At 67.8% G+C, this 20,678-nt stretch carries 25 protein-coding genes; 6 read left to right on the forward strand and 19 right to left on the reverse strand.

Annotated features, from left to right (window positions below; all coding sequences use genetic code 11):
- Window positions 1-34: 34 nt before the first annotated feature.
- From rapZ to ACM0O9_RS01545, 10 genes are all read right to left on the reverse strand, one after another.
- Window positions 35-919 (reverse strand): RNase adapter RapZ, encoded by an 885-nt coding sequence (rapZ, locus tag ACM0O9_RS01500; RefSeq protein WP_005415554.1) that lies wholly within the window; start codon window positions 917-919, stop codon window positions 35-37.
- A gap of 27 nt (window positions 920-946) precedes the next feature.
- The gene (gene hprK / locus ACM0O9_RS01505) at window positions 947-1,897 is read right to left on the reverse strand and encodes an HPr(Ser) kinase/phosphatase (RefSeq protein ID WP_005408388.1); all 951 of its coding nucleotides are present in this window, start codon (window positions 1,895-1,897) and stop codon (window positions 947-949) included.
- Window positions 1,894-2,346, reverse strand: coding sequence for a PTS sugar transporter subunit IIA (locus tag ACM0O9_RS01510; RefSeq protein WP_065185825.1), 453 nt, complete (start codon window positions 2,344-2,346; stop codon window positions 1,894-1,896). The genes hprK and ACM0O9_RS01510 overlap by 4 nt, the downstream gene beginning before the upstream one ends.
- 21 nt (window positions 2,347-2,367) lie before the next feature.
- Window positions 2,368-2,685: a ribosome hibernation-promoting factor, HPF/YfiA family gene (gene hpf / locus ACM0O9_RS01515; protein WP_005415556.1), complete on the reverse strand. Its 318-nt coding sequence runs from the start codon at window positions 2,683-2,685 to the stop codon at window positions 2,368-2,370.
- Between the two features lie 58 nt (window positions 2,686-2,743).
- Complete coding sequence (locus tag ACM0O9_RS01520; protein WP_065177944.1) at window positions 2,744-4,165, reverse strand: RNA polymerase factor sigma-54; 1,422 nt, start codon at window positions 4,163-4,165, stop codon at window positions 2,744-2,746.
- 40 nt (window positions 4,166-4,205) lie between these two features.
- Window positions 4,206-4,925, reverse strand: coding sequence for an LPS export ABC transporter ATP-binding protein (lptB, locus tag ACM0O9_RS01525; RefSeq protein WP_005415558.1), 720 nt, complete (start codon window positions 4,923-4,925; stop codon window positions 4,206-4,208).
- Window positions 4,925-5,491, reverse strand: coding sequence for a lipopolysaccharide transport periplasmic protein LptA (gene lptA / locus ACM0O9_RS01530; RefSeq protein ID WP_065185826.1), 567 nt, complete (start codon window positions 5,489-5,491; stop codon window positions 4,925-4,927). The genes lptB and lptA overlap by 1 nt, the downstream gene beginning before the upstream one ends.
- A gap of 101 nt (window positions 5,492-5,592) precedes the next feature.
- Window positions 5,593-6,168, reverse strand: a complete 576-nt coding sequence (gene lptC, locus ACM0O9_RS01535) for an LPS export ABC transporter periplasmic protein LptC (protein ID WP_235649493.1) — start codon at window positions 6,166-6,168, stop codon at window positions 5,593-5,595.
- Window positions 6,165-6,713, reverse strand: coding sequence for a KdsC family phosphatase (locus ACM0O9_RS01540; protein ID WP_065177942.1), 549 nt, complete (start codon window positions 6,711-6,713; stop codon window positions 6,165-6,167). The genes lptC and ACM0O9_RS01540 overlap by 4 nt, the downstream gene beginning before the upstream one ends.
- 66 nt (window positions 6,714-6,779) lie before the next feature.
- Window positions 6,780-7,781 carry a KpsF/GutQ family sugar-phosphate isomerase gene (locus ACM0O9_RS01545; RefSeq protein ID WP_065185827.1) on the reverse strand — a complete coding sequence of 334 codons (1,002 nt, stop codon included), beginning with the start codon at window positions 7,779-7,781 and terminating at the stop codon, window positions 6,780-6,782.
- Between the two features lie 54 nt (window positions 7,782-7,835).
- On the opposite strand from ACM0O9_RS01545, the gene ACM0O9_RS01550 reads away from it, so the two are divergent.
- The 3 genes from ACM0O9_RS01550 to ACM0O9_RS01560 are packed head-to-tail and all read left to right on the forward strand — an operon-like array spanning window position 7,836 to window position 9,673.
- Window positions 7,836-8,066: a BolA family protein gene (locus ACM0O9_RS01550; protein ID WP_005408396.1), complete on the forward strand. Its 231-nt coding sequence runs from the start codon at window positions 7,836-7,838 to the stop codon at window positions 8,064-8,066.
- A 21-nt stretch (window positions 8,067-8,087) separates the two neighbouring features.
- Window positions 8,088-9,359 (forward strand): UDP-N-acetylglucosamine 1-carboxyvinyltransferase, encoded by a 1,272-nt coding sequence (murA, locus tag ACM0O9_RS01555; RefSeq protein ID WP_065185828.1) that lies wholly within the window; start codon window positions 8,088-8,090, stop codon window positions 9,357-9,359.
- Window positions 9,356-9,673, forward strand: coding sequence for a hypothetical protein (locus ACM0O9_RS01560; RefSeq protein WP_065185829.1), 318 nt, complete (start codon window positions 9,356-9,358; stop codon window positions 9,671-9,673). The genes murA and ACM0O9_RS01560 overlap by 4 nt, the downstream gene beginning before the upstream one ends.
- A gap of 122 nt (window positions 9,674-9,795) precedes the next feature.
- On the opposite strand, the gene ACM0O9_RS01565 is transcribed toward ACM0O9_RS01560, so the two are convergent.
- The 7 genes from ACM0O9_RS01565 to purM form a co-directional block, all read right to left on the reverse strand.
- Window positions 9,796-10,479 carry a DUF3108 domain-containing protein gene (locus ACM0O9_RS01565; protein ID WP_065177940.1) on the reverse strand — a complete coding sequence of 228 codons (684 nt, stop codon included), beginning with the start codon at window positions 10,477-10,479 and terminating at the stop codon, window positions 9,796-9,798.
- A gap of 2 nt (window positions 10,480-10,481) precedes the next feature.
- Complete coding sequence (locus tag ACM0O9_RS01570) at window positions 10,482-11,303, reverse strand: DUF3108 domain-containing protein (protein ID WP_005415566.1); 822 nt, start codon at window positions 11,301-11,303, stop codon at window positions 10,482-10,484.
- 68 nt (window positions 11,304-11,371) lie between these two features.
- A complete protein-coding gene (gene purN / locus ACM0O9_RS01575; RefSeq protein WP_065185831.1) occupies window positions 11,372-12,031 on the reverse strand; it encodes a phosphoribosylglycinamide formyltransferase in 660 nt (219 codons plus the stop codon).
- Entirely contained in the window at window positions 12,028-12,690 is a 663-nt protein-coding gene (locus ACM0O9_RS01580; protein ID WP_139726786.1) for a DUF2238 domain-containing protein, read from the reverse strand. Before ACM0O9_RS01580 ends, purN begins: the two co-directional genes overlap by 4 nt.
- Before the next feature lie 39 nt (window positions 12,691-12,729).
- Window positions 12,730-13,152, reverse strand: coding sequence for a hypothetical protein (locus ACM0O9_RS01585; protein WP_005415569.1), 423 nt, complete (start codon window positions 13,150-13,152; stop codon window positions 12,730-12,732).
- Window positions 13,149-13,637 carry a hypothetical protein gene (locus ACM0O9_RS01590; RefSeq protein ID WP_061480736.1) on the reverse strand — a complete coding sequence of 163 codons (489 nt, stop codon included), beginning with the start codon at window positions 13,635-13,637 and terminating at the stop codon, window positions 13,149-13,151. The genes ACM0O9_RS01585 and ACM0O9_RS01590 overlap by 4 nt, the downstream gene beginning before the upstream one ends.
- Before the next feature lie 21 nt (window positions 13,638-13,658).
- Window positions 13,659-14,717, reverse strand: coding sequence for a phosphoribosylformylglycinamidine cyclo-ligase (gene purM, locus ACM0O9_RS01595; protein WP_414603998.1), 1,059 nt, complete (start codon window positions 14,715-14,717; stop codon window positions 13,659-13,661).
- Between the two features lie 99 nt (window positions 14,718-14,816).
- Between purM and ACM0O9_RS01600 the strand changes: the two genes are divergently transcribed.
- From ACM0O9_RS01600 to hda, 3 genes are read left to right on the forward strand one after another with little or no spacing between them, the layout of a single operon-like run.
- Complete coding sequence (locus tag ACM0O9_RS01600) at window positions 14,817-15,956, forward strand: DUF2066 domain-containing protein (RefSeq protein ID WP_065185832.1); 1,140 nt, start codon at window positions 14,817-14,819, stop codon at window positions 15,954-15,956.
- Window positions 15,953-17,122: an AI-2E family transporter gene (locus ACM0O9_RS01605; protein ID WP_053500214.1), complete on the forward strand. Its 1,170-nt coding sequence runs from the start codon at window positions 15,953-15,955 to the stop codon at window positions 17,120-17,122. Before ACM0O9_RS01600 ends, ACM0O9_RS01605 begins: the two co-directional genes overlap by 4 nt.
- Window positions 17,122-17,829, forward strand: coding sequence for a DnaA regulatory inactivator Hda (gene hda, locus ACM0O9_RS01610; protein ID WP_053500213.1), 708 nt, complete (start codon window positions 17,122-17,124; stop codon window positions 17,827-17,829). Before ACM0O9_RS01605 ends, hda begins: the two co-directional genes overlap by 1 nt.
- Before the next feature lie 543 nt (window positions 17,830-18,372).
- On the opposite strand, the gene ACM0O9_RS01615 is transcribed toward hda, so the two are convergent.
- On the reverse strand, window positions 18,373-18,918 hold the full coding sequence (locus tag ACM0O9_RS01615; protein ID WP_235649417.1) for a WG repeat-containing protein: 546 nt from the start codon (window positions 18,916-18,918) through the stop codon (window positions 18,373-18,375).
- Window positions 18,915-20,621 carry an alkaline phosphatase gene (locus tag ACM0O9_RS01620; RefSeq protein WP_065185496.1) on the reverse strand — a complete coding sequence of 569 codons (1,707 nt, stop codon included), beginning with the start codon at window positions 20,619-20,621 and terminating at the stop codon, window positions 18,915-18,917. Before ACM0O9_RS01620 ends, ACM0O9_RS01615 begins: the two co-directional genes overlap by 4 nt.
- Window positions 20,622-20,678: the final 57 nt, after the last annotated feature.

Genomic DNA, 20,678 nt, shown 5'->3' on the forward strand with positions numbered 1-20,678 from the left:
CAACGGGTGCCGGGCGCAGCCCGGCCGACCACCCTCAATCCTGTTCGCGGTGGTAGGTGGCCACGTCCTGCCAGCCCATCTCGCGGGCGTGCCGGGCCATGCGCTCGGCCAGGAACACCGAGCGGTGCTTGCCGCCGGTGCAGCCGAACGCCACGGTCACGTAGCTGCGGGTGCCATCCCCCAGTTTCGGCAGCCAGGTATCCAGGAAATCCATCAGCTGGGCCAGGTAACGCTGCACGTCGGGCTGCGCTTCCAGATAGTCGCGCACGCCCGGCTCGCGGCCGCTCAGCGCGCGCAGGTCCGGGTCCCAGTGTGGATTGGGCAGCACCCGCGCATCGAACACGAAGTCCGCCTCGGCCGGTACGCCGCGCTTGTAGGCGAATGATTCGAACAGCAGCGACAGGCCGGTGGCATGGTCCATCGCGAACTCGGTGATGATCCGCCGCCGCAGCTGGTGCACGTTGAGGGTGCTGGTATCGATCACAGCGTCGGCCTCACGCCGCAGCGGCGCGGTCAGTTCGCGCTCGCGGGCGATCGCTTCGGGCAGCGACAGGCCCAGCTGGCTCAGCGGATGGCGACGACGGGTGTCGGCGTAGCGCTTGAGCACCGTTTCGTCGCTGGCCTCGAAGAACAGTACCTTCACTTCCACGCCGGCGTCGGTGGCCAGCTGCCGCCAGTCGCCCAGCTGGCTCAGGTCAGCCTGGCCGCGGACATCGATGCCTACGGCCAAGCGGCGCGGTGCGCTGCCGTCGTGGTTGGCCAGCAGGCTGCGCACGAAGTCCGGCAGCAGGTGGATCGGCAGGTTGTCCGAGCAGTAGTAGTCCTGGTCCTCGAAGGTCTTCAGGGCGACGGATTTACCCGAGCCGGACAGGCCGCTGACGATGATCAGGGTCGGGGCGGTGGGGATTGCGGTGCTCATGGACAGGCTCTTCGAGGGGCAGGAGGATCAGGGTGTTCGCCGTTCCAGCAGGTTGCTGTGGCGGGCGATGAACATGGCCGCCGGGTCAATGCCCTTGGTGCGCAGGATGTGCAGGCGGGTGGCGGCTTCGGTCAGCACGGCCAGGTTGCGGCCGGGCATCACCGGCAGGGTGATCAGCGGAACGTCCAGGTCCAGCACATGGCGGGTGCCCGAGTCGCCGGTCAGACGCTCGTAGCCATGCGGGGTGGGTTCGGTCATCGGCTTGGTCAGGTGGACGATCAGCCGAAGGTACTTGTTCTTCTTTACAGCCGTGTCGCCGAACATCTCGCGCACGTTCAGCACGCCCAGGCCGCGCACTTCCAGCAGGTCCTGCAGCAGTTCGGGGCAGGTGCCGTCGAGCACGTCCGGGGCGATCTGGGTGAACTCGGGGGCGTCGTCGGCGACCAGGCGGTGACCACGGCTGAGCAGTTCCAGTGCCAGCTCGCTCTTGCCCGACCCGGCCTCACCGGTGATCAGCACGCCAATGGAATAGATCTCCATGAACACGCCGTGCAGGATCACCCTCGGCGCGAGCGTGCGCGCCAGGTGGTAGGACAGGTGGTTCAGCAGTTCGTGGCCGCGCTTGGGCGACAACCACAGCGGCGTGCCGGATTCATCGGCGGCGGCGCGCAGGTCTTCGGGGCAGGCCTGGTTGCGGGTCAGCACCAGCGCAAGCGGGTGCGACTGCATGATCTTTTCGATGGTCTCCCAGCGCTGGCGCGGTTCCAGCGCATCCAGCCAGGACAGTTCCTCGGTGCCCAGGATCTGCACCTTGTTGGGATAGATGGCGTTGAGGTAGCCGGCCAGCGAGGGACGCCGCGAGACCGTGTTGCCGGCCTCCAGCTCGCGCTTCTCACCGGATTTGCCGGCGGCCCAGCGCAGCCCCAGCCGCTCGCGCTGCTGTTCGAACAGTTCACGGGCGGTGATGCTGGTATTCATGCGGCGCTCGCAGGTGGGGTCATGTCCAGCGCCTCGCGCAGGGCCCGGGCATCGCCGGCCGCACGCAGGGCCTGGCGGATATCCGGCGCGGAAAACAGCTCGGCCAGCTCGGACAGCAGCATCAGGTGCTGGTGGGTGTAGTGGGCGGGGACGGCCATCGCGAACACCAGGTCCACCGGCTCATCGCCGCCGAAGTCGACCGGGGCCGCCAGACGCAGCAGGGCGCCACGGGGGCGGTCCAGGGTCGGCGCGCGGCCGTGGGGGATGGCGATACCGTGGCCGATCGCGGTGCTGCCCAGGGCTTCGCGCTGGCACAGGTTCAGATAGATCTGTTCGGCATTGGCCTGGCGGCAGGCCAGCAACCCGGCGGCGGCCTGCAGGACGCTGTCACGGTCGGTGGCCGTGCAGAGCTGGGTCTGCACGGCCGCCAGGAGGTCAGTCAGGGGCATGTCTGCGGGGAACGGTGGCGATCAGCCACCATTGTCGCCCACCGGCAGCGGTGCGTGCTGCTGTTTTTTCTCCTTGTGCTTGATGACCAGGCGGTCAAGCTTGTCCGCAAGCAGGTCGATCGCGGCATACATGGTCTGGCCGCCGGCCTCGGCGTGCAGGGTCTGCCCCGGGATGTTGAGGCTGGCGTCGACGTGGTGTTCGGTCTTCTGCAGCTTGAGGGTCACCCGCGCTTCGCAGTGCTGGTCGAAGTGTTTTCCGATCCGGGCCAGCTTCTCCTCCACATAGGACTGCAGGGCCGGGGTGACTTCGACGTCTTTGCCAAACGTTTCGATGCGCATCGGGTTTCTCCTGTGTTCGGATGTGCCAATGAACCTCTCCGCCGGGCGCGGCGGTGCGTCAAGCGATTCTGACCCTTTCGTGCGAGGCGGAGATGTTCATGGCTTCACGATACTTCGCCACGGTGCGTCGCGCTACTGGAATTCCCGACGATTTGAGCAGGTCAGCCAGCTTGGCGTCAGAAAGCGGCTTGCGCGGGTTTTCGTCGTCGATCAGGCGCCGGATCATCGCCTGGATGGCGGTGCTGGACGCCTCGCCACCGCCTTCGGTATCGATGCCCGAGGCAAAGAAGGCACGCAGCGGCAGCGTGCCGCGCGGCGTGCGCACATGCTTGCGGGCGATCGCGCGCGACACCGTCGACTCGTGCAGGCCCAGTTCGGCGGCGATCTCGCGCAGGGTCAGCGGACGCAGCGCCTGTTCGCCGAACTCGAGGAAACCGGCCTGCTGGTGGATCAGGCTGCGCACCACCCGCAGCAGGGTTTCACCGCGCTGCTGCAGGCCCTTCAGCAGCCAGCGCGCCTCCTGCAGCTGGCCACGCAGGTAGCCGGCGTCGGCCTCGCCACAGCGGCGGATCAGCTGTTCGTAGCCACGGTGGATCACCACCTTTGGCCCGGCATGGGCGGCCAGCGCCGCGCGCCAGATGCCGTTCTGCCGCCACACCACCACGTCGGGCACCACGTAGGTATCCTGCGAAAGCGGCGCGATCTGAGTCCCTGGACGCGGGTCCAGCGAGCGCAGCAGGGCGACCGCTGCCTCGACCTCGTCCAGCGGCTGTTTCAGTTCATGGGCCAGACCGGCGACGCCACTGCGTGGCAGCCGTTCCAGCGGGCCTGCGGCAATCTGCCGCGCCAGCGCCAGGCCCGCGGTGTCACCAGGCAACACATCCAGCTGCAGCTGCAGGCATTCGCCGAGCGTGCGCGCGGCAACGCCGACCGGGTCGAAGCGCTGGATGCGATGCAGCACGGCGAGGATCTCGTCCTCGTCGGCGTGGATCGCCGGCAACAGGGTTTCAGCGATGGTGGCCAGCGGCTCGCGCAGGTACCCGTCGTCGTCCAATGCATCGATCAGTGCCGCGCCGATGCTGCGATCACGCGAGGACAGATGCGACAGATGCAGCTGCCACAGCAGATGGTCGGCCAGTGTTTCGGTTTCGGCTACGCGCTCGGCAGCGCTGCCGTTGTCGTCGTCATCGTCGAAGCTGCCGCCACTGCCGGCAGCGCTCCAGTCGAGCTCGGCCGGTGCCCAGTCGTCGCCATTGTCGGCGCGTTCGGCCGGCGTGTCGGCGTCCGTGTTGTCGCCGCCTTCATTGGCGGCACTGCTGTCGTTGCTGTCGGCCCAGTCCAGCAGCGGATTGCTTTCCACGGCCTGGGCGATTTCAAGCTCCAGCTCGGTCGTGGACATCTGCAGCAGCTTGATCGCCTGCTGCAGCTGGGGGGTGAGCACCAGCTGCTGTCCCAACGATGTCTGCAGCCGAGTCTTCATGCCTGTGCCGAACGGAAGGAAAGGGACCCAGCACCTGCGGTCACAGCTTGAAGGAATCCCCAAGGTAGACGCGACGTACGTCAGCGTTGTCCAGGATCGCCTCCGGCGAGCCCTGGGCCAGCACGGTGCCCTCGGCGAGGATATACGCGCGGTCGCAGATTCCCAAGGTCTCGCGCACGTTGTGGTCGGTGATCAGCACGCCGATGCCACGCTGCTTGAGATGGGTGACGATGCGCTGGATTTCGCCCACCGAGATCGGGTCGACACCGGCAAACGGTTCGTCGAGCAGGATCAGGCGCGGCTGCGCGGCCAGTGCGCGGGCGATCTCGCAGCGACGACGTTCGCCACCGGACAGGCTGGCACCGAGCTGGTCGGCGACATGGCCCAGCTGCAGCTCGTCGAGCAGGCTGTTCAATTCGCGTTCGCGGCCGGCCGAATCCAGGTCTTCGCGCAGTTCAAGCACCAGGCGGAGGTTGTCGGCCACGGTCAGCTTGCGGAACACCGACGGCTCCTGCGGCAGGTAGCCCACGCCCTGCTTGGCACGGGTGTACATCGGGTCGCTGGTGATGTCCTTGCCGTCGAGCACGATGCTGCCTGCATCGGCGGCGACCAGGCCGACGATCATGTAGAAACAGGTGGTCTTGCCGGCACCGTTGGGGCCGAGCAAACCGACCACTTCACCGGCGTCGAGGGTCAGCCCGAAGTCCTTGACGACTTCGCGCTGCTTGTAGCGCTTGCGCAGGCCCTTGGCGACGAGCATTACTTCTTGCTCCCCGCCGGCCTGGCCGGCGTACTGGCCGGAGCCGCCGCCTTGGGTGCGGCGGCCGGCTGTGCTGCCGCGTTCTTGTTCTTCGGCGGAATGACGGTGCGCACACGGCTGCCATCACCACCGGAGTTCATCTCCCCGGTGCGGGTGTTGTAGACCATGCGCTGGCCGGCATTGGTGCCGCGCGCGCTGGTGACCTTGTAGTTGCCGGTCAGGGTGATGATCTCGGTCTTGATGTCGTAGTCGATGCGATCGGCCACCGCATCCATCCAGGTGCCATCGTCGAGCTGCTGCTTCATCGTGGCCTGCTTGCCGGTGAACACCGCACGCACGGCTTCGCCATCCTTCAGGTAGATCTCGGCTTCGGACGCGCGGAGGTCCAGCGTGCCCTGGGTGACGGTCACCCCCTGCGACAGCACGGTCTTGCCGTCGCCGGTCAGCACGCCCGACTGGGCGCCGGATTCGATGTTCATGTTCTCGTTGCGGTCGGTGGACTTGGCAAAGGCAGCGCTGGGAACAAGGAGACCGAGCGCGAGTACGGCTGCAAAGGGAATCTTCATCGGGGTCCGTTCTACCGGTGGGGCCGTCCGGAAAACCGGCGGCGGGTGGGGGGGCTGCCATCCTTGCGCCGGTCCGGGGACGTCGCAGGAGGGTGGCGGAATCAGCGTCGGGGCGTGTAACGACCCTTGGACTGGCTGAGGAAATGATACGTGTTGTTCTTCGAATCCACCTCGAAGCCGACGCCGGACTGTTCCATGCCGGGACGGGTCATGGTGACCCGCGCATCGGTGCGGGCACGGTTTTCCTTCGGGAACACGTCCAGGTGGTCGGTGCGGAACGTGGTCGGCACCACGCCCGGATCGGCCGGGCTGTCGCCAGCGACATTGCCACGCAGCTTCATTTCGTCGCCCTTGGCGCTGAGCCAGCCGGTCTCGGCGCGCACGGTCCAGTGCTTGCCATCCTTGTCCGGCATCTCGAACAGTGGGGTGGCGATGTTGATGGTCTGGTCGCCACGCTGGCGTTCCAGCCGCGGTGCGCGCAGGGTGGTCGATTCCTTGCCCTGCTCATCCAGCGCGACGATCTGGAAGTCGTGCAGGATGTAGTCCACGCCGGCGTCTTGGCCGGCAGTGGCCGGGCCCTTGTCACGGTTGCGCAGGGCCGCCCAGCTGCTGAGCAGGGCCGCCAGCAGCAGGCCGATGCCGAGCACGGTGCGCCAGTTCAGGGTGGGCAGGTTCATGCGCCGAACCTCGCCAGCACCGCGTCCACATGGCCCTGGGCGGCCAGCAGGATGTCGCACAGTTCACGGGCGGCGCCACGTCCGCCATCGGCGCGGGTCTGCCAGTGCACGCGCTCGGCGATCCACGGGTGGGCGTTGGCTGGCGCCACCGCCAGGCCGACCGCGCCCAGCGGCGCCAGGTCCGGCAGGTCGTCGCCCATGAAGGCCACCTGCTCCAGGCCGATGCCATGCTGTGCGCACAGCGTCTGCACGCTGGCCAGCTTGTCGCCCACGGCGATCTGGGTGTCGATGCCGAGGTCGGCGCCGCGCTTGAGCGCGGACTGGCTGTTGCGCGCGGTGATCAGCACGGGGTGGATGCCGTGCTGCTGCAGCAGTTTCAGGCCCAGACCGTCCTGCACGAAGTACGCCTTGCTCTCGTTGCCGTCCTTGTCGTAGTACAGCCGACCGTCGGTGAGGGTACCGTCCACGTCGAAGCAGGCCAGGCGGACGCGGGCCGCAGCGGCATGCAGGTGGGCGGGGAACGCGGGCAGCGGGGACCAGGGCATCAGGCGATCAGGCTCGGTGGGGGCGGGTGGGGCATTACAGACTGAATGGGGTCTACGGACTGTCGGTTAAACCACCCGGGCCCGCAACAGGTCATGAATGTTCAGGGCGCCGACCGCACGGCCCTGGCCATCGACCACGATCAGGCCGTTGATTTTCTGGGTCTCCATCTGCCGCGCGGCCTCTACGGCCAGCTGGTCGGCACCGATGGTGCGCGGGTTGCGGGTCATCACATCGGCGATCTTCGCGGTGCGCACGTCCAGCGCGCTGTCCAGCGCCCGGCGCAGGTCGCCGTCGGTGAACAGGCCGATCAGCACGCCATCGGCGTCGACCACGGCGGTCATGCCGAGGCGCTTGCGGCTCATTTCCACCAGCGCCTCGCTGAGGCTGGCATCGGCGCCCACGCTGGGCAGGTCCTCGCCGGTGTGCATGACATCGGTGATGTGCAGCAGCAGGCGACGGCCGAGGCTGCCGGCCGGGTGCGAGCGGGCGAAGTCGTCGGCGGTGAAGCCGCGCGCATCAAGCAGGGCTACGGCCAGCGCATCGCCCATCGCCAGCGAGGCGGTGGTGCTGGAGGTCGGCGCCAGCGCCAGCGGGCAGGCCTCGGCCGGCACGCTCACATCCAGGTGGATGTTGGCGGCCGTGGCCAGGCTCGACTGCGGGCGGCCGGTCATGGAAATCAGCACGTTGCCCTGGCGCTTGAGCACAGGCAGCAGCATCAGCACCTCATCGGACTCGCCCGAATAGGACAGGGCCAGTACCACGTCGGCTTCGGTGATCATGCCCAGGTCGCCGTGGCCGGCTTCGCCGGGATGCACGTAGAACGCCGGTGTGCCGGTGGAGGCCAGGGTGGCGGCGATCTTGCGGGCAATGTGGCCGGATTTGCCCATGCCGGTGGCGACCACCCGGCCGCGGCTGGCCAGGATCGCCTCGCAGGCCTGCTGGAAGGCCTCGCCAAGGCGGTCGGCGACGGCATCCAGCGCCTGCCGCTCGATCTCGAACACGCGGCGGCCACTGGCGACCAGGCCGGCAGGGTCGACGGAACGGGGGGGCAACAGGGATTCGGCCATGCGGACGCCACGCAGCGGAAGTAGAATGGAGGCACATTTTATTAGGAAAGCCCGTTGGACGCCGACACCATCCGCAATCTGATCGAAACCGGCCTGCCTGGCGCCCGCGCCGACGTGCAGGGCGATGATGGCGTGCATTTCGAAGCGACCGTGGTCTGCGAGGCGTTCGCCGGCAAGATGCCGCTGGCCCGCCACCGCATGGTCTATGCCACGCTGGGCGACCTGATGGGCGGCGCGATCCACGCGCTGGCGCTGAAAACCGTGACCCCGGCCGAAGCCGGCTGAACCGCAGAAGATCCCGAATACATGGCCAAGATCGTTGTGACCGGCGGCGCTGCGCTGCACGGTGAAGTGAGCATCTCCGGCGCCAAGAACGCCGTCCTCCCCATCCTCTGCGCGACCCTGCTGGCCGATGAGCCGGTGGAGATCACCAACGTGCCGCACCTGCACGACGTGGTCACCACGGTCAAGCTGCTGGGCGAACTGGGTGCCAAGGTCACCATCGACCAGGGCACGCTGTCGCGTGGCAGTGCGATCGTGGTCGACCCGCGTTCGGTCAACCAGCACGTTGCGCCGTACGAGCTGGTCAAGACCATGCGCGCCTCGATCCTGGTGCTGGGCCCGCTGCTGGCCCGCTTCGGCGCGGCGGAAGTGTCGCTGCCCGGCGGCTGCGCGATCGGTTCGCGTCCGGTCGACCAGCACATCAAGGGCCTGCAGGCGCTGGGTGCCGAGATCGTGGTCGAGAACGGCTTCATCAAGGCCACTGCCAAGCGGCTGAAGGGCGGCCATTTCACCTTCGACATGGTCAGCGTCACCGGCACCGAGAACGTGCTGATGGGCGCGGTGCTGGCCGAAGGCACCACCGTCCTCGACAACTGCGCGATGGAACCGGAAGTGACCGATCTGGCGCATTGCCTGATCGCGCTGGGCGCGAAGATCGAAGGCCTGGGCACTGCCCGCCTGGTCATTGAAGGCGTCGAGCGCCTGTCCGGCGGCCGCCACGAAGTGCTGCCCGACCGCATCGAGACCGGTACCTTCCTGGTCGCTGCGGCGATGACCGGCGGCAAGGTCACGGTCAACCGTGCGCGCCCGAACACCATGGACGCGGTGTTGTCCAAGCTGGTCGAGGCCGGCGCGAAGATCGAGACCACCGAAGACACCATCACCCTGGACATGCAGGGCAAGCGACCGAAGGCGGTCAACCTGACCACCGCGCCGTACCCCGCATTCCCGACCGACATGCAGGCGCAGTTCATGGCGCTCAACTGCGTGGCCGACGGCGTCGGCGTGATCAACGAAACGATCTTCGAGAACCGTTTCATGCACGTCAACGAACTGCTGCGCCTGGGCGCGGACATCCAGGTCGAAGGCCACACCGCCATCGTGCGTGGCAGCGAGACCCTGAGCGGTGCGCCGGTAATGGCCACCGACCTGCGTGCCTCGGCCTCGCTGATCCTGGCCGGCCTGATGGCCAGCGGCGAGACCACCATCGACCGCATCTATCACCTTGATCGTGGCTACGAGAACATCGAAGAGAAGCTGTCTTCGCTCGGCGCCACCATCCGGCGCGTGCCATGATCCTGCGCGGCAAGTTCAGCCCGCGCCGCAAGGCGCTGCTGGCCCTGGTGCTGATCGTGCTGGCGTGGCTGGGCTATGCCTGGTACGCCAACATCGCCATCACCCAGGGCATCGAGCAGAAGGACATGGACTGGAACGGCGACGGCACGGTCTCGCGTGACGAGATCATCGAATCGTTCTACGCGGTCGCGGTGAACGACAGCCAGGACGGCAACCGCCATTGCCGCACCTTCATCTGGCGCAGCACCGGCGAGCAGATCCGCGTGGACTGCCGCACCGAGTTCAAGCCGGCCGCGGCCGAGCAAAAGAAGTAAGAACAACGCCCGCGAAAGCGGGCGTTTTTTTACGGTAGATCCACGCCATGCGTGGATGAAGGCGCCGGGTCGCTGTCGGGGTCAGAGCCCTTCCCGTTGGGAAGGGATCCGACCCCGGGCGCTCAGTTCATCGCCTTGATGGTCAGGTCCAGCGCATCGCGGCCGCTCTCACGCTGCAGCATGCGCGCCGGCACCGGGAATTCCGGCACGATCCACGCGATCAGCTCCTTGTTGCCGTCGGCACGCGAGACCTTGGTGGCCTCGTAGCTCTTGCCGCCCACGGTGATCGATTCCTTGCCGACCACGCGGTAGGTCATGTTCTTGATCCGGCCTTCGTCGACCATGCGATAGGTCAGCGGCTTGCCGGCGGCCAGGTCGCGGGCGATTGCCAGGTTGATCAGCAGCGCGTCCATGTCGCCCGTCTTCAACGCGATGGGGCCCGCACGGTCCGGCTTGATGTCGCCGGTCCAGGTGGCCTGGTTGCTGGTCCAGTTGTAGTTGGCCTGCACATTGCGCTTCTTCACCAGCAGTGCCGAACGGTCCTGGCTGCTGAGCGGGCGCAGCTGGCCGCGCACCTCTTCGAACACGGTGCTCTGGCTCAGGTCGGCCAGCTGGTTCTTCACCTGCAGCGTGTAGCGCCACTTGTTGGCTCCCTCGCTGCTCAGCGTCATGCTGCCATTGGCCTGCATGCCCATGTAGCTGGCCAGGTAATCGGCCTTGAATGGCTGCAGGGCCATGGCCGGCAGGCTGGCCACCGACAGTGCGGCTGCAGCGATCCAGGTGAGGGGGCGGGTCAGGGTGCTCATGCTCAGACTCCTTGGTACTCGATCAGGCGTAGATCGACGCGGTCTTCGCCGTCTTCGCGTTGCAGGATGCGCACCGGGGTGGGGACACCGTTGGCGATCCAGAGGATGGTTTCGTTGTTGCCGCCGTTGGTCCGGTAGACCCGCAGCGCGTTGTAGGACAGGTCGCCGACCTCGACGTTCTCGGTCTGCGGCGCGGCCTGGTAGTCGTGCTGGCGGACCTTGCCCATGTCCACGTAGCGGTAATGCATGGTGGCGCCCGGGCGGGCATCACGCATGATCGCCAGATTGATCAGCAGCGCGCTCTGGTCGCCCGGCTGCAGCGGGATCGGTTGCGCACGTTCCTTCTTGACGTCGCCGCTCCACTGCGCGGTGCCGGCCTGCCAGTTGTACGTGCCGACCGCCTTCTTGCCCAGGAACAGGCCCTTGCGCACCGTGCTCTGGCTGAGCGGCGCATAGACGCCGCTGCGCTCTTCGAACACCGTGCTCTGTTCGATGTTCAGGCCCAGCACGCTTGCAAAGCCGCGGCGGCCAACCACCTGCATGTCCACCCGCCACTGGTTGCCGCCGGTGTGGGTGACCTGCATGCTGGCGTCGCCGGCCTCCTTGCCTTTGTAGAAGGCCTGGTAGGTCGCGGTGAACGGCTGCAGCGGCGGCGGCTCCCAGGCCAGCGCCGGCGGCATCGGCACGGCCGGTTCCGCAGGCGGTTGGACTGCAGGCGCCGGCTGCGCAGGGGCCGCAGGCGCTTGCACCTGGCCCCAACCCACGCCGGGAAGCACGACAAGCGACAGCAGCAATGAAGTGGACAGCAGGGTCGTGGTCTTCATGGAGGACAGGAGCTGCAGGAGGGGGGCAGGATGCCAGCCCCGCAGTCAGCGGGGCGTGTGCGTGGGCGTTACCGGTTCAGGTTCCCGGCGGAATCTAGGGCCAGTGGGCTAAACAGGGGGTGACCGTCCAGGTGCGGCTGCCCCTCCCGTTCAGTCAGGCGGCCGGCGCACAGCAGCTGGAGGGTGGCGATCAGCAGGGGATGCTCCACCGCCAGCACGCGCGCGGCCAGGCTGTCGGCGTCATCGCCGGGCATCACCGGTACCCGTACCTGGGCCAGCACGGCGCCGGCATCCAGTTCGGGAACGACCAGATGCACGCTGGCCCCGTGCTCGGCATCGCCGGCGTCCAAAGCTCGCGCATGCGTATCCAACCCTTTGTGCAGTGGCAGCAGGGAGGGGTGGATGTTGACCAGGCGGCCATTGAAGCGCTGCACGAAGGCGGCGCCGAGAATGCGCATGTAGCCGGCGCAGACGATCCAGTCCGGCGCGGCCGCGGCCAGTGCATCGCCCAAGGCCTGCTCGTAGGCGGCGCGGTCGTCGAATTCCTTCGGCGCATGTGCCCAGCGCAGGCTGGCGCCGACCCGTTGCAGCGCGGCGGCGGCCGGGCGGTCGGAGAACACGCCGACGACCTCGGCGGGCAGGCGCCCGGCCGCGATGGCATCGAGGATGGCCTGCAGGTTGCTGCCGCGCCCAGAGGCGAGCACCGCGATGCGGGTGGGCGCGGTCATTGCGCGGGACTCCGGCGGATCAACGGCCAGCTCAGCAGGCTGCCCACGGTCGCCAGCAGCATGTCGGCATGGGCGTCCCACATGTCGCCCTGCTGCCCGTTGTAGGCCTCGGCGGCGTCCGGCGACAGGGCCAGCGCGATGGCCCACTCGAACCACTCGTAGACCAGGCTGGCGCACATCACTGCCATCACCGCCAGGGTGAAAGCCTGGCGGCGGCGCAGCGCCGGCCAGGCATGGCGTGCCAGCTGCAGCAGCGCAGGCGTGAAGCAGACGCCGAACAGGAAGTGGATAAGCCGGTCGAAATGATTACGCTGCCAGCCAAACGCCGCATTCGGCGACCAGCCGGCCAGCGCCTGCGCCCATGCGTCGTAGGGCACGTTCGAGTACAGCCAGCGCGCAGCCACGCAGTGCAGTGCAATGAAGCCGCAGATCGCGATGAAGGCACCGTTGCCCAGCCAGCCACCCCGGCGGTCGACCCATAGCAGTGCGGCCAGCCCGATCACGGTCAGGGTGCTGTGCAGGGCCTGCTCGGTGGGCCACAGCGGGTGGATCCAGCTGATCGCGAACACCGCCAGCACGGCGGCGAAGGCCAGCTTCTTGGGGCCCGTGAAACGGGAAGCGGCAGGCGAGGCGGTCGTGGAGAGGGCAGGCGCGGACATGGGGAGTCGATCAGGGGAGGGGGGCGTCTGCCGGCAAGCTCAGACGCTGAGATGGTCGCCACGGTCGAACAGTGCGGCCATGTCAGGCTTGGACAGAAACACCCAGGCATAGGCGGTCAGGGCCATGCCCAGCGGGCCAGCCAGTACCGCCAGCCAGGCCGCGCGCTGGCACCAGGCCAGCCCGGTGCGGCGCGACAGCAGGCGTGCGGTGTGCAGCTGCACGACGCCAAGCGCGGCCGCCAACAGCGAAATGACCCCGTACACCGTGGCCAGTACCGCGCCATCGGCCAGCCCGCGTGAGCTGGCGACCAGGCCGATGAAACCGAGGAACGCCAGCGCGGCCATCCAGTGGAAAACCGCCAGCGCGTAGAACAGCACCTTCAGCGTCTGCAGGTGGCTGGCCAGCTGCAGTTGCGCCAGGGTCTGCTGTGGTAGCGGCGGTGGTGCGCCGGGTGTCGTCATGTCGTTGCACCACTTGCATCGAAGGCGGCCTTGACCTGCGGGCGCAGCAGCGTAACCAGGGTGAATACCCCCAGAACGGTGCCCAGCGGCGCGCACAGGCAGAGCAGGCCGGCCACGATCAGGCACAGCAGGTGGCGACGACGCTGGGCCAGGCAGCGTCCGGCCTGGATGACGAATGCGGCCATGCCCAGGCCACCGGCGACGAACACAGTCCCCAGCACCGTGAACACCCAGCCGAACAGGCGCTGTTCGGCCGGCGACGAGGGCTGACCCCCGGAGTTCATCGGCAGATGGCCGCTCAGCGCACTGATGCCGAGCACGATGTACAGAATGAAAAACAGCGAGAGCAGCGCGATCAGGCCGCCGAACACGTAGTGCGCGATGGACAGCGCGCGCAGGTGGTCAGCGTCCTGCCTGCTGAAGACCGGCACGGCCGCCAACGGCGGCGGTACCGGGGTGGGTGCCAGGGGGGGCGTTGCGTCCATGCGGGCTCCTCGGGGTCGGGTTCAGCCGATGCGGACGCGTTCGGCGCCTTCGGCGGTGACCACCTGGCCGATGGTCCAGTGGTCCAGGCCCTGGGCTTGGACCGCCTCGGACACGGCAGCGACCTGCTCCGCTGCCACGATCAGCACGAAGCCGATGCCGCAGTTGAAGGTGCGCCACATCTCGCTGTCGGCGACCGCGCCTTCTTTCTGCAGCCACTGGAACACTGGCGGCAGGGTCCAGGACGAGGCCTGGATGTCCAGGCCGAGGCCATCGGGCACCACGCGGATGATGTTCTCGGTCAGGCCGCCACCGGTGATGTGGGCCATGCCGTGGATGACATCGCCGTGCGACTTCAGCAGCGACAGGATCGGCTTCACGTACAGGCGGGTCGGTGCCATCAGCGCGTCGACCAGCTTCACGCCACCTTCCAGTTCCAGATCGGCCGGGCGGCCGGCGCGGTCGTAGATGCGGCGCACCAGCGAGTAGCCGTTGGAATGCGGGCCGGACGAGGCGATGCCGATCAGCACGTCGCCGGCGGCCACGCTGGCGCCGTCCTTCAGCTCGCTCTTCTCGACCGCAGCCACCGTGAAGCCGGCCAGATCGTACTCGCCCGGGGCGTACATGTCGGGCATTTCAGCGGTTTCACCGCCGATCAGCGCGCAGCCGGCCTCGGTGCAGCCGTTGGCGATGCCGCCCACCACCGCCGCGGCGGTATCGACGTCCAGCTTGCCGGTGGCGAAGTAGTCCAGGAAGAACAGCGGCTCGGCGCCCTGTACCAGCACGTCGTTCACGCACATCGCGACCAGGTCGATGCCGATCGTATCGTGGCGGTTCAGCTGATGGGCCAGCTTCAGCTTGGTGCCCACGCCGTCGGTACCCGACACCAGCACCGGCTCGCGGTACTTGTTGGACAGGTCGAACAGGGCGCCGAAGCCGCCCAGACCGCCCATCACTTCCGGGCGGAAGCTGCGCTTGACCAGGGGCTTGATCCGCTCGACCAGCGCGTTGCCGGCGTCGATGTCGACACCCGCGTCACGGTAGGTGAGGGGGGAGGGGGCGGAAGACGGGGTGTTGGTCACGGGCGTCGGCGCTGGCAGGGGTTGAACGGGCGATTTTAACAGGCCGCATTGGCGCAAAGGCCGTATTCGGGCAACAATTCCCCCGGATTCGTCGAGCCAATGGATGTCCTGATGCGCCGCAGCCTGATTCTGACCCTGCTCCTTGCACTGAGCCTACCGGTGGCCACGATGGCCCAGAGCGGCCTGCGCACCGAGGGAGATGTTGCCACCGCCTCGGGTGCGTACGAGGCCGAAGTGCCCGTCAACAGCCAGGCCGAAACCGATCGCAACGGCGCCCTGGCCCGTGCCCTGAGCGTGGTGCTGGGCAAACTGTCCGGCGACCGCAACGTGATGTCCCGCCCCGGCGTGGTGCAGGCGCTGCGCAACGCCAAGGACTACGTGGCCAGCTACGACTACAAGCAGGACCAGAGCGTGGGCGCCAGCGGCGCGCCGAGCTTCAGGACCCTGCTGGTGGCCCGCTTCCGCGAGGATGACGTCGACTCGCTGGTCTCGGCGCTGGGCCTGCCGCTGTGGCCGCAGCCGCGGCCGAAACCGGTGGTGTGGTTGGCCGTCGACGACGGCAGTGGCCCGCGCCTGGTCAGCGTGCAGCAGGCCAACGCCGCCCGCCCGCTGCTGAACCGCGCCATCGAGCGGGGTTACAAGCTGGGCCTGCCCAGCGGCGGTGCCGCCGAACAGGCGCTGGCCGGTGCCATCTGGCGCCAGGACAGTGCCGCCGTGGCCCGCGCCTCGTCGCGCTACTCGCCGCCGATGCAGCTGATCGGCAAGCTCTACCGCGCCAACGGCGGCTGGCAGGCGGACTGGGTGTTCGTCGACAACGGCCGCGAGCTGAACAAGTGGACCAGCAAGGACGCCAACGCCATGCGTGCGATGGCCGCCGGTGCCGATGGCGCCGCCGACGCGCTGGTCAAGCGCTATGCCAAGGCGGGTGCCGCCGTCGGTCAGGCCGGGACCTACCGCGTGGTGGTCACCGGCATCAACAGTGCCGACGACTACCTGCGCCTTGCCGCCGGCCTGCGCGAGGTGCCGGTGGTGCGCAACGTCACCCCGCTGCACGCTTCGGCCGGCCAGCTGGAGCTGAGCCTGGAGATGACCACCGGCCTGGCCGGCTTCAACCGCATGCTGGGCGACAATGGCGTGCTGGTGCCCAGCGCGACGCTGCCGGCCCTGCCGACCCCGATCGATGACACCACCGGTGCCCCGGTGGCCGCGCCGGTCAGCAACGAGTACCGCTTGCGATGACCCTGACCCCGGAAGCCGAAATCGCGCAGTTCCTGCGCCGCCTGAAGTACATCCTGTTTGCCGGCCTGGTCGGCTGGGTGGTGTGGCTGCTGGCACCGATCCTGACCCCGTTCGTGCTGGCGCTGGCGCTGGCGTGGCTGGGCGATCCGCTGGTGGACCGCATCGAGGCCACCGGCCGTTCGCGCATGACCGGCGTGGTGCTGGTGTTCGCTGCGATGGTGCTGGTGATCGTGGCGCTGCTGCTGGTGCTGGTGCCGATGATCGAGCGCCAGATCACCACCCTGATTGCGGTCGCGCCGCAGGCACAGGCGTGGCTGATGGAGAAGGGGATCCCCTGGTTCGAGCAGAAGACCGGCCTGGAAGTGATGCAGTGGCTGGATCCGGACCGCCTGATCGAATGGGTGCGCAGCCACTGGCAGCAGGCCGGCGGCTTCGCCACCACATTCATGGGCTACGTCTCGCGTTCGGGCTTTGCGATGGTGACCTGGGTGGTCAACATCCTGCTGCTGCCGATCCTGGCGTTCTACTTCCTGCGCGACTGGGACAAGCTGGTCGAGCGGGTGGCGTCGGTGATTCCGCGCAACCACATCGGCACCATCAGCGCGTTGGCGCGCGAGTCCAACGAGGTGCTGGGGGCGTTCATCCGCGGACAGTTCCTGGTGATGCTGGCGCTGGGCGTGATCTATGCCGGCGGCCTGTCGCTGGTCGGCCTCAAGCTGGGCCTGCTGATCGGCCTGATTGCCGGCCTCATCAGCTTCATCCCATACCTGGGCGCGACCACTGGCGTGCTGATGGCGGTGATCGCGGCACTGGTGCAGGCGCAGGGCTTCGACCTGAAGCTGCTGATCCTGGTGGGCGTGGTGTTCACCGTGGGCCAGCTGCTGGAAAGCTACGTGCTGACCCCGCGTATCGTCGGCGACAAGATCGGCCTGCACCCGGTGGCAGTGATCTTTGCGGTGATGGCCGGCGGCCAGCTGTTCGGCTTCCTCGGCATGCTGCTGGCGCTGCCGGTGGCGGCGGTGACCAACGTGCTGCTGCGCTATGCGCATCAGCGCTACCGCCAGAGCGAGCTGTACGTGGGCGAGAAGCCGGCGATCGTGCTTGATGGCGTAGTGGACGCCCCCCATATCATCGTTCCGAACGACAAGGGCCCCGACCTGAAGTGATGGGTGTGCCGCAACTGCCGCTGGCCCTGCATTACCCGCGGGACCAGCGCCTGGAGACCTTCATCGGCGCGCCGGACGGCGCGCTGGCGCAGCTGCGCGCGATCGCGGTTGGTGCCAGCCACGACTGGGTCTACCTGGAAGGTGCGGCGGGAACCGGCAAGACCCACCAGGCGCTGGCGATGTGCTCCAGCGCCGAGCAGGCCGGGCGCCTGCCGACGTACGTGCCACTGGCCAGCGCAGCAGGCCGCGTCCGTGCAGCGCTGGATGGGCTGGACGCACGCGAACTGGTGGCGCTGGACGGGCTGGACGAGGTTGCCGGCAATCGCGAGGACGAGATCGCGCTGTTTGATTTCCACAACCGCGCGCGCGCTGCAGGTGTAACCGTGCTGTACACGGCGCAGAAGGCGCCGGGCGAGCTGGGCCTGGTGCTGCCGGACCTGCGTTCGCGCCTGGGCCAGTGCGTGCGCGTGCTGCTGCAGCCGCTGGATGAGGAAGGTCGTGCTGCGGTGCTGCGCGAGCGTGCACTGCGACGCGGCCTGGCCATCGACGAAGCGGCCATCGAATGGCTGCTGTCGCACACCGGCCGTGAGCTGGGTGGATTGATCACCCTGCTGGACTGGCTGGACCGCGAATCGCTGGCGGCGAAGCGGCGGATCACCGTGCCGTTCCTGCGCCAGGTGCTGGAAGAAGGCCGGCCTCGTTACTGAGGGTGGGGTTTGTTTGCAGGGCTGCGCCCTGCACCCGCCGAAGCCGAAGCAACGTCAACGTCAAAAGCGGGCTATCCGTGGGATGGCGGGGTGGGTCCGGTTGCGGGGGACGCTGCAAGTACGTCCATGTAAGCTCGGTCGCCGCATCCATGCGGCTCACGCCCCCGCAACCGGACCCACCCCGCCTTCGACAGTTTCCTGCGAACTGTCGGATTGCTCATGGGGTCAGATCCGTTTTCCGCAGGAAAACGGATCTGACCCCCGGATTCAATTCGATATCTGACAGATCTGATCCATGCATGGCGTGGACGGTCCAACCGTCACCGGAAATCTGTCGGGGGTGGGGCGGTGTGGGTGGGCAGGACCGTTGGCGCCATGGATGGCGCCATCGAGCCCCCAAGGACGGGTTTACGGCGTGTCCTGACCAGCCACACCGCCCCGCCCAACTCACAGAAAACCAGAGCCGCTTTTGATCTTGATTTGGCTTCGGCTTGGGCTTGGGCTTCGGCTTCGGCAGGTGCAGGGCGCAGCCCTGCCGAAACCCTACTTCACCCGGCGGCCCGCGCGGTCGATGCGGAACCGCTCTCCGCCTTCCATCGGCGTGTGGCCATCGGCATCCGGCATGCCACGCCGGCACCCGTTGCAGACCTCGGCCACGCCATTCTGGAACGGCCAGGCGAAATCGAAGGTGCCCGGCACCACCTGGCGGAATTCCAGATCGAAGTAGCTCACGCGATTGCCGACGCGGCCGCGCAGCAGGCCTTCCTGCGGCGTTTCCGGGCCGTTGTCCCAGGTAAGCACCGGCAGGCTGTGGCCCGTGCGGTCGACGTAGTGGAAGCCCTGGTCGGCATACACCACGGCCAGGCCGTGGTCGTCGTAGTTCAGGTCCTTCAGCGTATCGGCGCTGATCTTCAGCCGGTGATCGACCACCTCGCAGTTGGGGAGCGGCCACAACCCGTGTTCGTCGGTCAGCAGCTTGCATGCCGGTGCCTGTGCCTGTGCATTGGCACTGACCAGCACGCCAAGCATTGCCAGCGACCGCGCAAAGCGGCCGCTGGCAGGGGCAGGGCGGGCCTGCCGCGCGATCACTTGGCCTCGGCCTTGCGTTCGAAGGCCGTCGGTGCCGGCAACTGCACAGGGACGCCCTTGTCATCGCAGGTGCCGGCCTGGCACAGGCGCTCGCGCAGGGCTGGGGTGGCCTGCACGATCATGTGGTAGATCGCGTTCTGTTCCAGCGTGCCGCGGATCGCCTTGCTGCCCGGGCCACGTGCCCAGATGCCGACGTCCTCACCACCATGCGATTCGGACTTCATCGGCACCAGCGCTTCCTGCATGTAGTCCGGATGCTCGGTGTCGACCTCGCGCAGGTTCGGGCGACCGTTGGCCGGTTCGAAGCTGCTTGGGTTGTGCGGGTAGCGCTTCGGCCCGGCCGGCTGCTGGTTGCTGCTGCCGGTGTGGCCTGGGCCGTTGGCGTAGCTCAGCGTGGTGTACGGCTGGCCGGTACCGTCCAGGGCGTAGTCCAGCTTGCCGGCGCCGTCTTCACCGCCCTTGTCCTTCACCTTGCCCAGGATCGGGTTGCCGCGTGCCGGGTAGCCGACGAAGTTCAGCGTGTGCGAGTGGTCGGCGGTGACGATGATCAGGGTGTCGTCGGCCGAGGTCAGCTCGTTGGCCACGCGCACCGCATCGGACAGCGCCACGGTCTCGGTCAGTGCACGGTAGGCATTGCCGCTGTGGTTGGCGTGGTCGATGCGCGCGCCTTCGATCATCAGTACGTAGCCTTCCGGGTGCCTTGAAAGGTTCTTGATCGCCGCTGCGGTCAGTTCGGCCAGGCTCGGCTCACCGCCCGGATCCTGCGGGCGCTCGTACTCGTAGCGCATGTGGTCCGGTTCGAACAGGCCAAGGATGGCCGGCGCATTGGCGGCCGCGGCCAGCTGCTTGCTGTTCCAGACATAGGCACCCTGCGGATGCGCCTGCTGCCATTCCTGGACCAGGCTGCGGCCGTCCAGGCGCTGGCCGACCTTGTCGTCGTATTCCGGGTCGCGCTCTTCCACGGTGGTGAACTCACCACGGCCGCCACCAAGGGCGACAAGCGGGCCGCGCCCATAGCGCGAGGTCGACAGCAGCTGCTGGGCGATGTCCTTGCAGCCGGCCGCCTTGGCCGCTTCAGTCAGGTCGGTGTCGTTTTCCCAGTTGCGCTCGGGCGAGTGCGCGTAGGTGGCAGCCGGGGTGGCATGGGTCAGGCGTGCGGTGGAGACCACGCCGGTGGCCAGGCCGGCGCTGTCGGCCAGCTGCAGCCAGGTCAGCAGGCCCTTGGACAGGCTGTCGGCACAGTCGGTGCGGCTTCCGGCACTGACGCCGATCGCGCCCATGTGGGTCTTCACGCCGGTGGTGATGGCGGTCATGGTGCCGGCCGAATCAGGCGTCTGCGAATCGGTGTTGTAGGTCTTGCTGAACGCCGTGGCCGGGAAGCGTTCCCAGGACAGCAGGTTCTCCTCGCCGGAGCCGCCCTTGCGCTGGCCCTCGTAGATGCGCGAGGCGGCCACGGTGGTCAGGCTCATGCCGTCACCGAGGAACAGGATGACGTTCTTGGCCTTGCCGGACATCGCACCATTGGCCGCAGCCTGGGCGGCCCCGCTGCGGTACCACCACTGCGGGGTCTCGCCGGCCGGATGGGCGACGGGATCGACGGTGACCTTCAGGCCGGCCGGGGCGGACGCGGGGGCGGAGCTGGCGCAGGCGCCCAGCAGAAGGGTGGTGGCGCAGGCGGCCAACAGGGAGACGGAACGACGCATGGACGCTGGGATCTCACAAACTGTAACGGGACATTCATTATGCCCGCCCCAGCAAGG

The organism is Stenotrophomonas sp. FR012 (assembly GCF_047520565.2).
Taxonomy (GTDB): domain Bacteria; phylum Pseudomonadota; class Gammaproteobacteria; order Xanthomonadales; family Xanthomonadaceae; genus Stenotrophomonas; species Stenotrophomonas sepilia.

Coding starts and splice junctions, on each gene's coding strand:
- rapZ (WP_005415554.1), bottom strand. CDS start 919: ATGAGCACCGCAATCCCCACCGCCCCGACCCTGATCATCGTCAGCGGC.
- hprK (WP_005408388.1), bottom strand. CDS start 1,897: ATGAATACCAGCATCACCGCCCGTGAACTGTTCGAACAGCAGCGCGAG.
- ACM0O9_RS01510 (WP_065185825.1), bottom strand. CDS start 2,346: ATGCCCCTGACTGACCTCCTGGCGGCCGTGCAGACCCAGCTCTGCACG.
- hpf (WP_005415556.1), bottom strand. CDS start 2,685: ATGCGCATCGAAACGTTTGGCAAAGACGTCGAAGTCACCCCGGCCCTG.
- ACM0O9_RS01520 (WP_065177944.1), bottom strand. CDS start 4,165: ATGAAGACTCGGCTGCAGACATCGTTGGGACAGCAGCTGGTGCTCACC.
- lptB (WP_005415558.1), bottom strand. CDS start 4,925: ATGCTCGTCGCCAAGGGCCTGCGCAAGCGCTACAAGCAGCGCGAAGTC.
- lptA (WP_065185826.1), bottom strand. CDS start 5,491: ATGAAGATTCCCTTTGCAGCCGTACTCGCGCTCGGTCTCCTTGTTCCC.
- lptC (WP_235649493.1), bottom strand. CDS start 6,168: ATGAACCTGCCCACCCTGAACTGGCGCACCGTGCTCGGCATCGGCCTG.
- ACM0O9_RS01540 (WP_065177942.1), bottom strand. CDS start 6,713: ATGCCCTGGTCCCCGCTGCCCGCGTTCCCCGCCCACCTGCATGCCGCT.
- ACM0O9_RS01545 (WP_065185827.1), bottom strand. CDS start 7,781: ATGGCCGAATCCCTGTTGCCCCCCCGTTCCGTCGACCCTGCCGGCCTG.
- murA (WP_065185828.1), top strand. CDS start 8,088: ATGGCCAAGATCGTTGTGACCGGCGGCGCTGCGCTGCACGGTGAAGTG.
- ACM0O9_RS01560 (WP_065185829.1), top strand. CDS start 9,356: ATGATCCTGCGCGGCAAGTTCAGCCCGCGCCGCAAGGCGCTGCTGGCC.
- ACM0O9_RS01565 (WP_065177940.1), bottom strand. CDS start 10,479: ATGAGCACCCTGACCCGCCCCCTCACCTGGATCGCTGCAGCCGCACTG.
- ACM0O9_RS01570 (WP_005415566.1), bottom strand. CDS start 11,303: ATGAAGACCACGACCCTGCTGTCCACTTCATTGCTGCTGTCGCTTGTC.
- purN (WP_065185831.1), bottom strand. CDS start 12,031: ATGACCGCGCCCACCCGCATCGCGGTGCTCGCCTCTGGGCGCGGCAGC.
- ACM0O9_RS01580 (WP_139726786.1), bottom strand. CDS start 12,690: ATGTCCGCGCCTGCCCTCTCCACGACCGCCTCGCCTGCCGCTTCCCGT.
- ACM0O9_RS01585 (WP_005415569.1), bottom strand. CDS start 13,152: ATGACGACACCCGGCGCACCACCGCCGCTACCACAGCAGACCCTGGCG.
- ACM0O9_RS01590 (WP_061480736.1), bottom strand. CDS start 13,637: ATGGACGCAACGCCCCCCCTGGCACCCACCCCGGTACCGCCGCCGTTG.
- ACM0O9_RS01600 (WP_065185832.1), top strand. CDS start 14,817: ATGGATGTCCTGATGCGCCGCAGCCTGATTCTGACCCTGCTCCTTGCA.
- ACM0O9_RS01605 (WP_053500214.1), top strand. CDS start 15,953: ATGACCCTGACCCCGGAAGCCGAAATCGCGCAGTTCCTGCGCCGCCTG.
- hda (WP_053500213.1), top strand. CDS start 17,122: ATGGGTGTGCCGCAACTGCCGCTGGCCCTGCATTACCCGCGGGACCAG.
- ACM0O9_RS01620 (WP_065185496.1), bottom strand. CDS start 20,621: ATGCGTCGTTCCGTCTCCCTGTTGGCCGCCTGCGCCACCACCCTTCTG.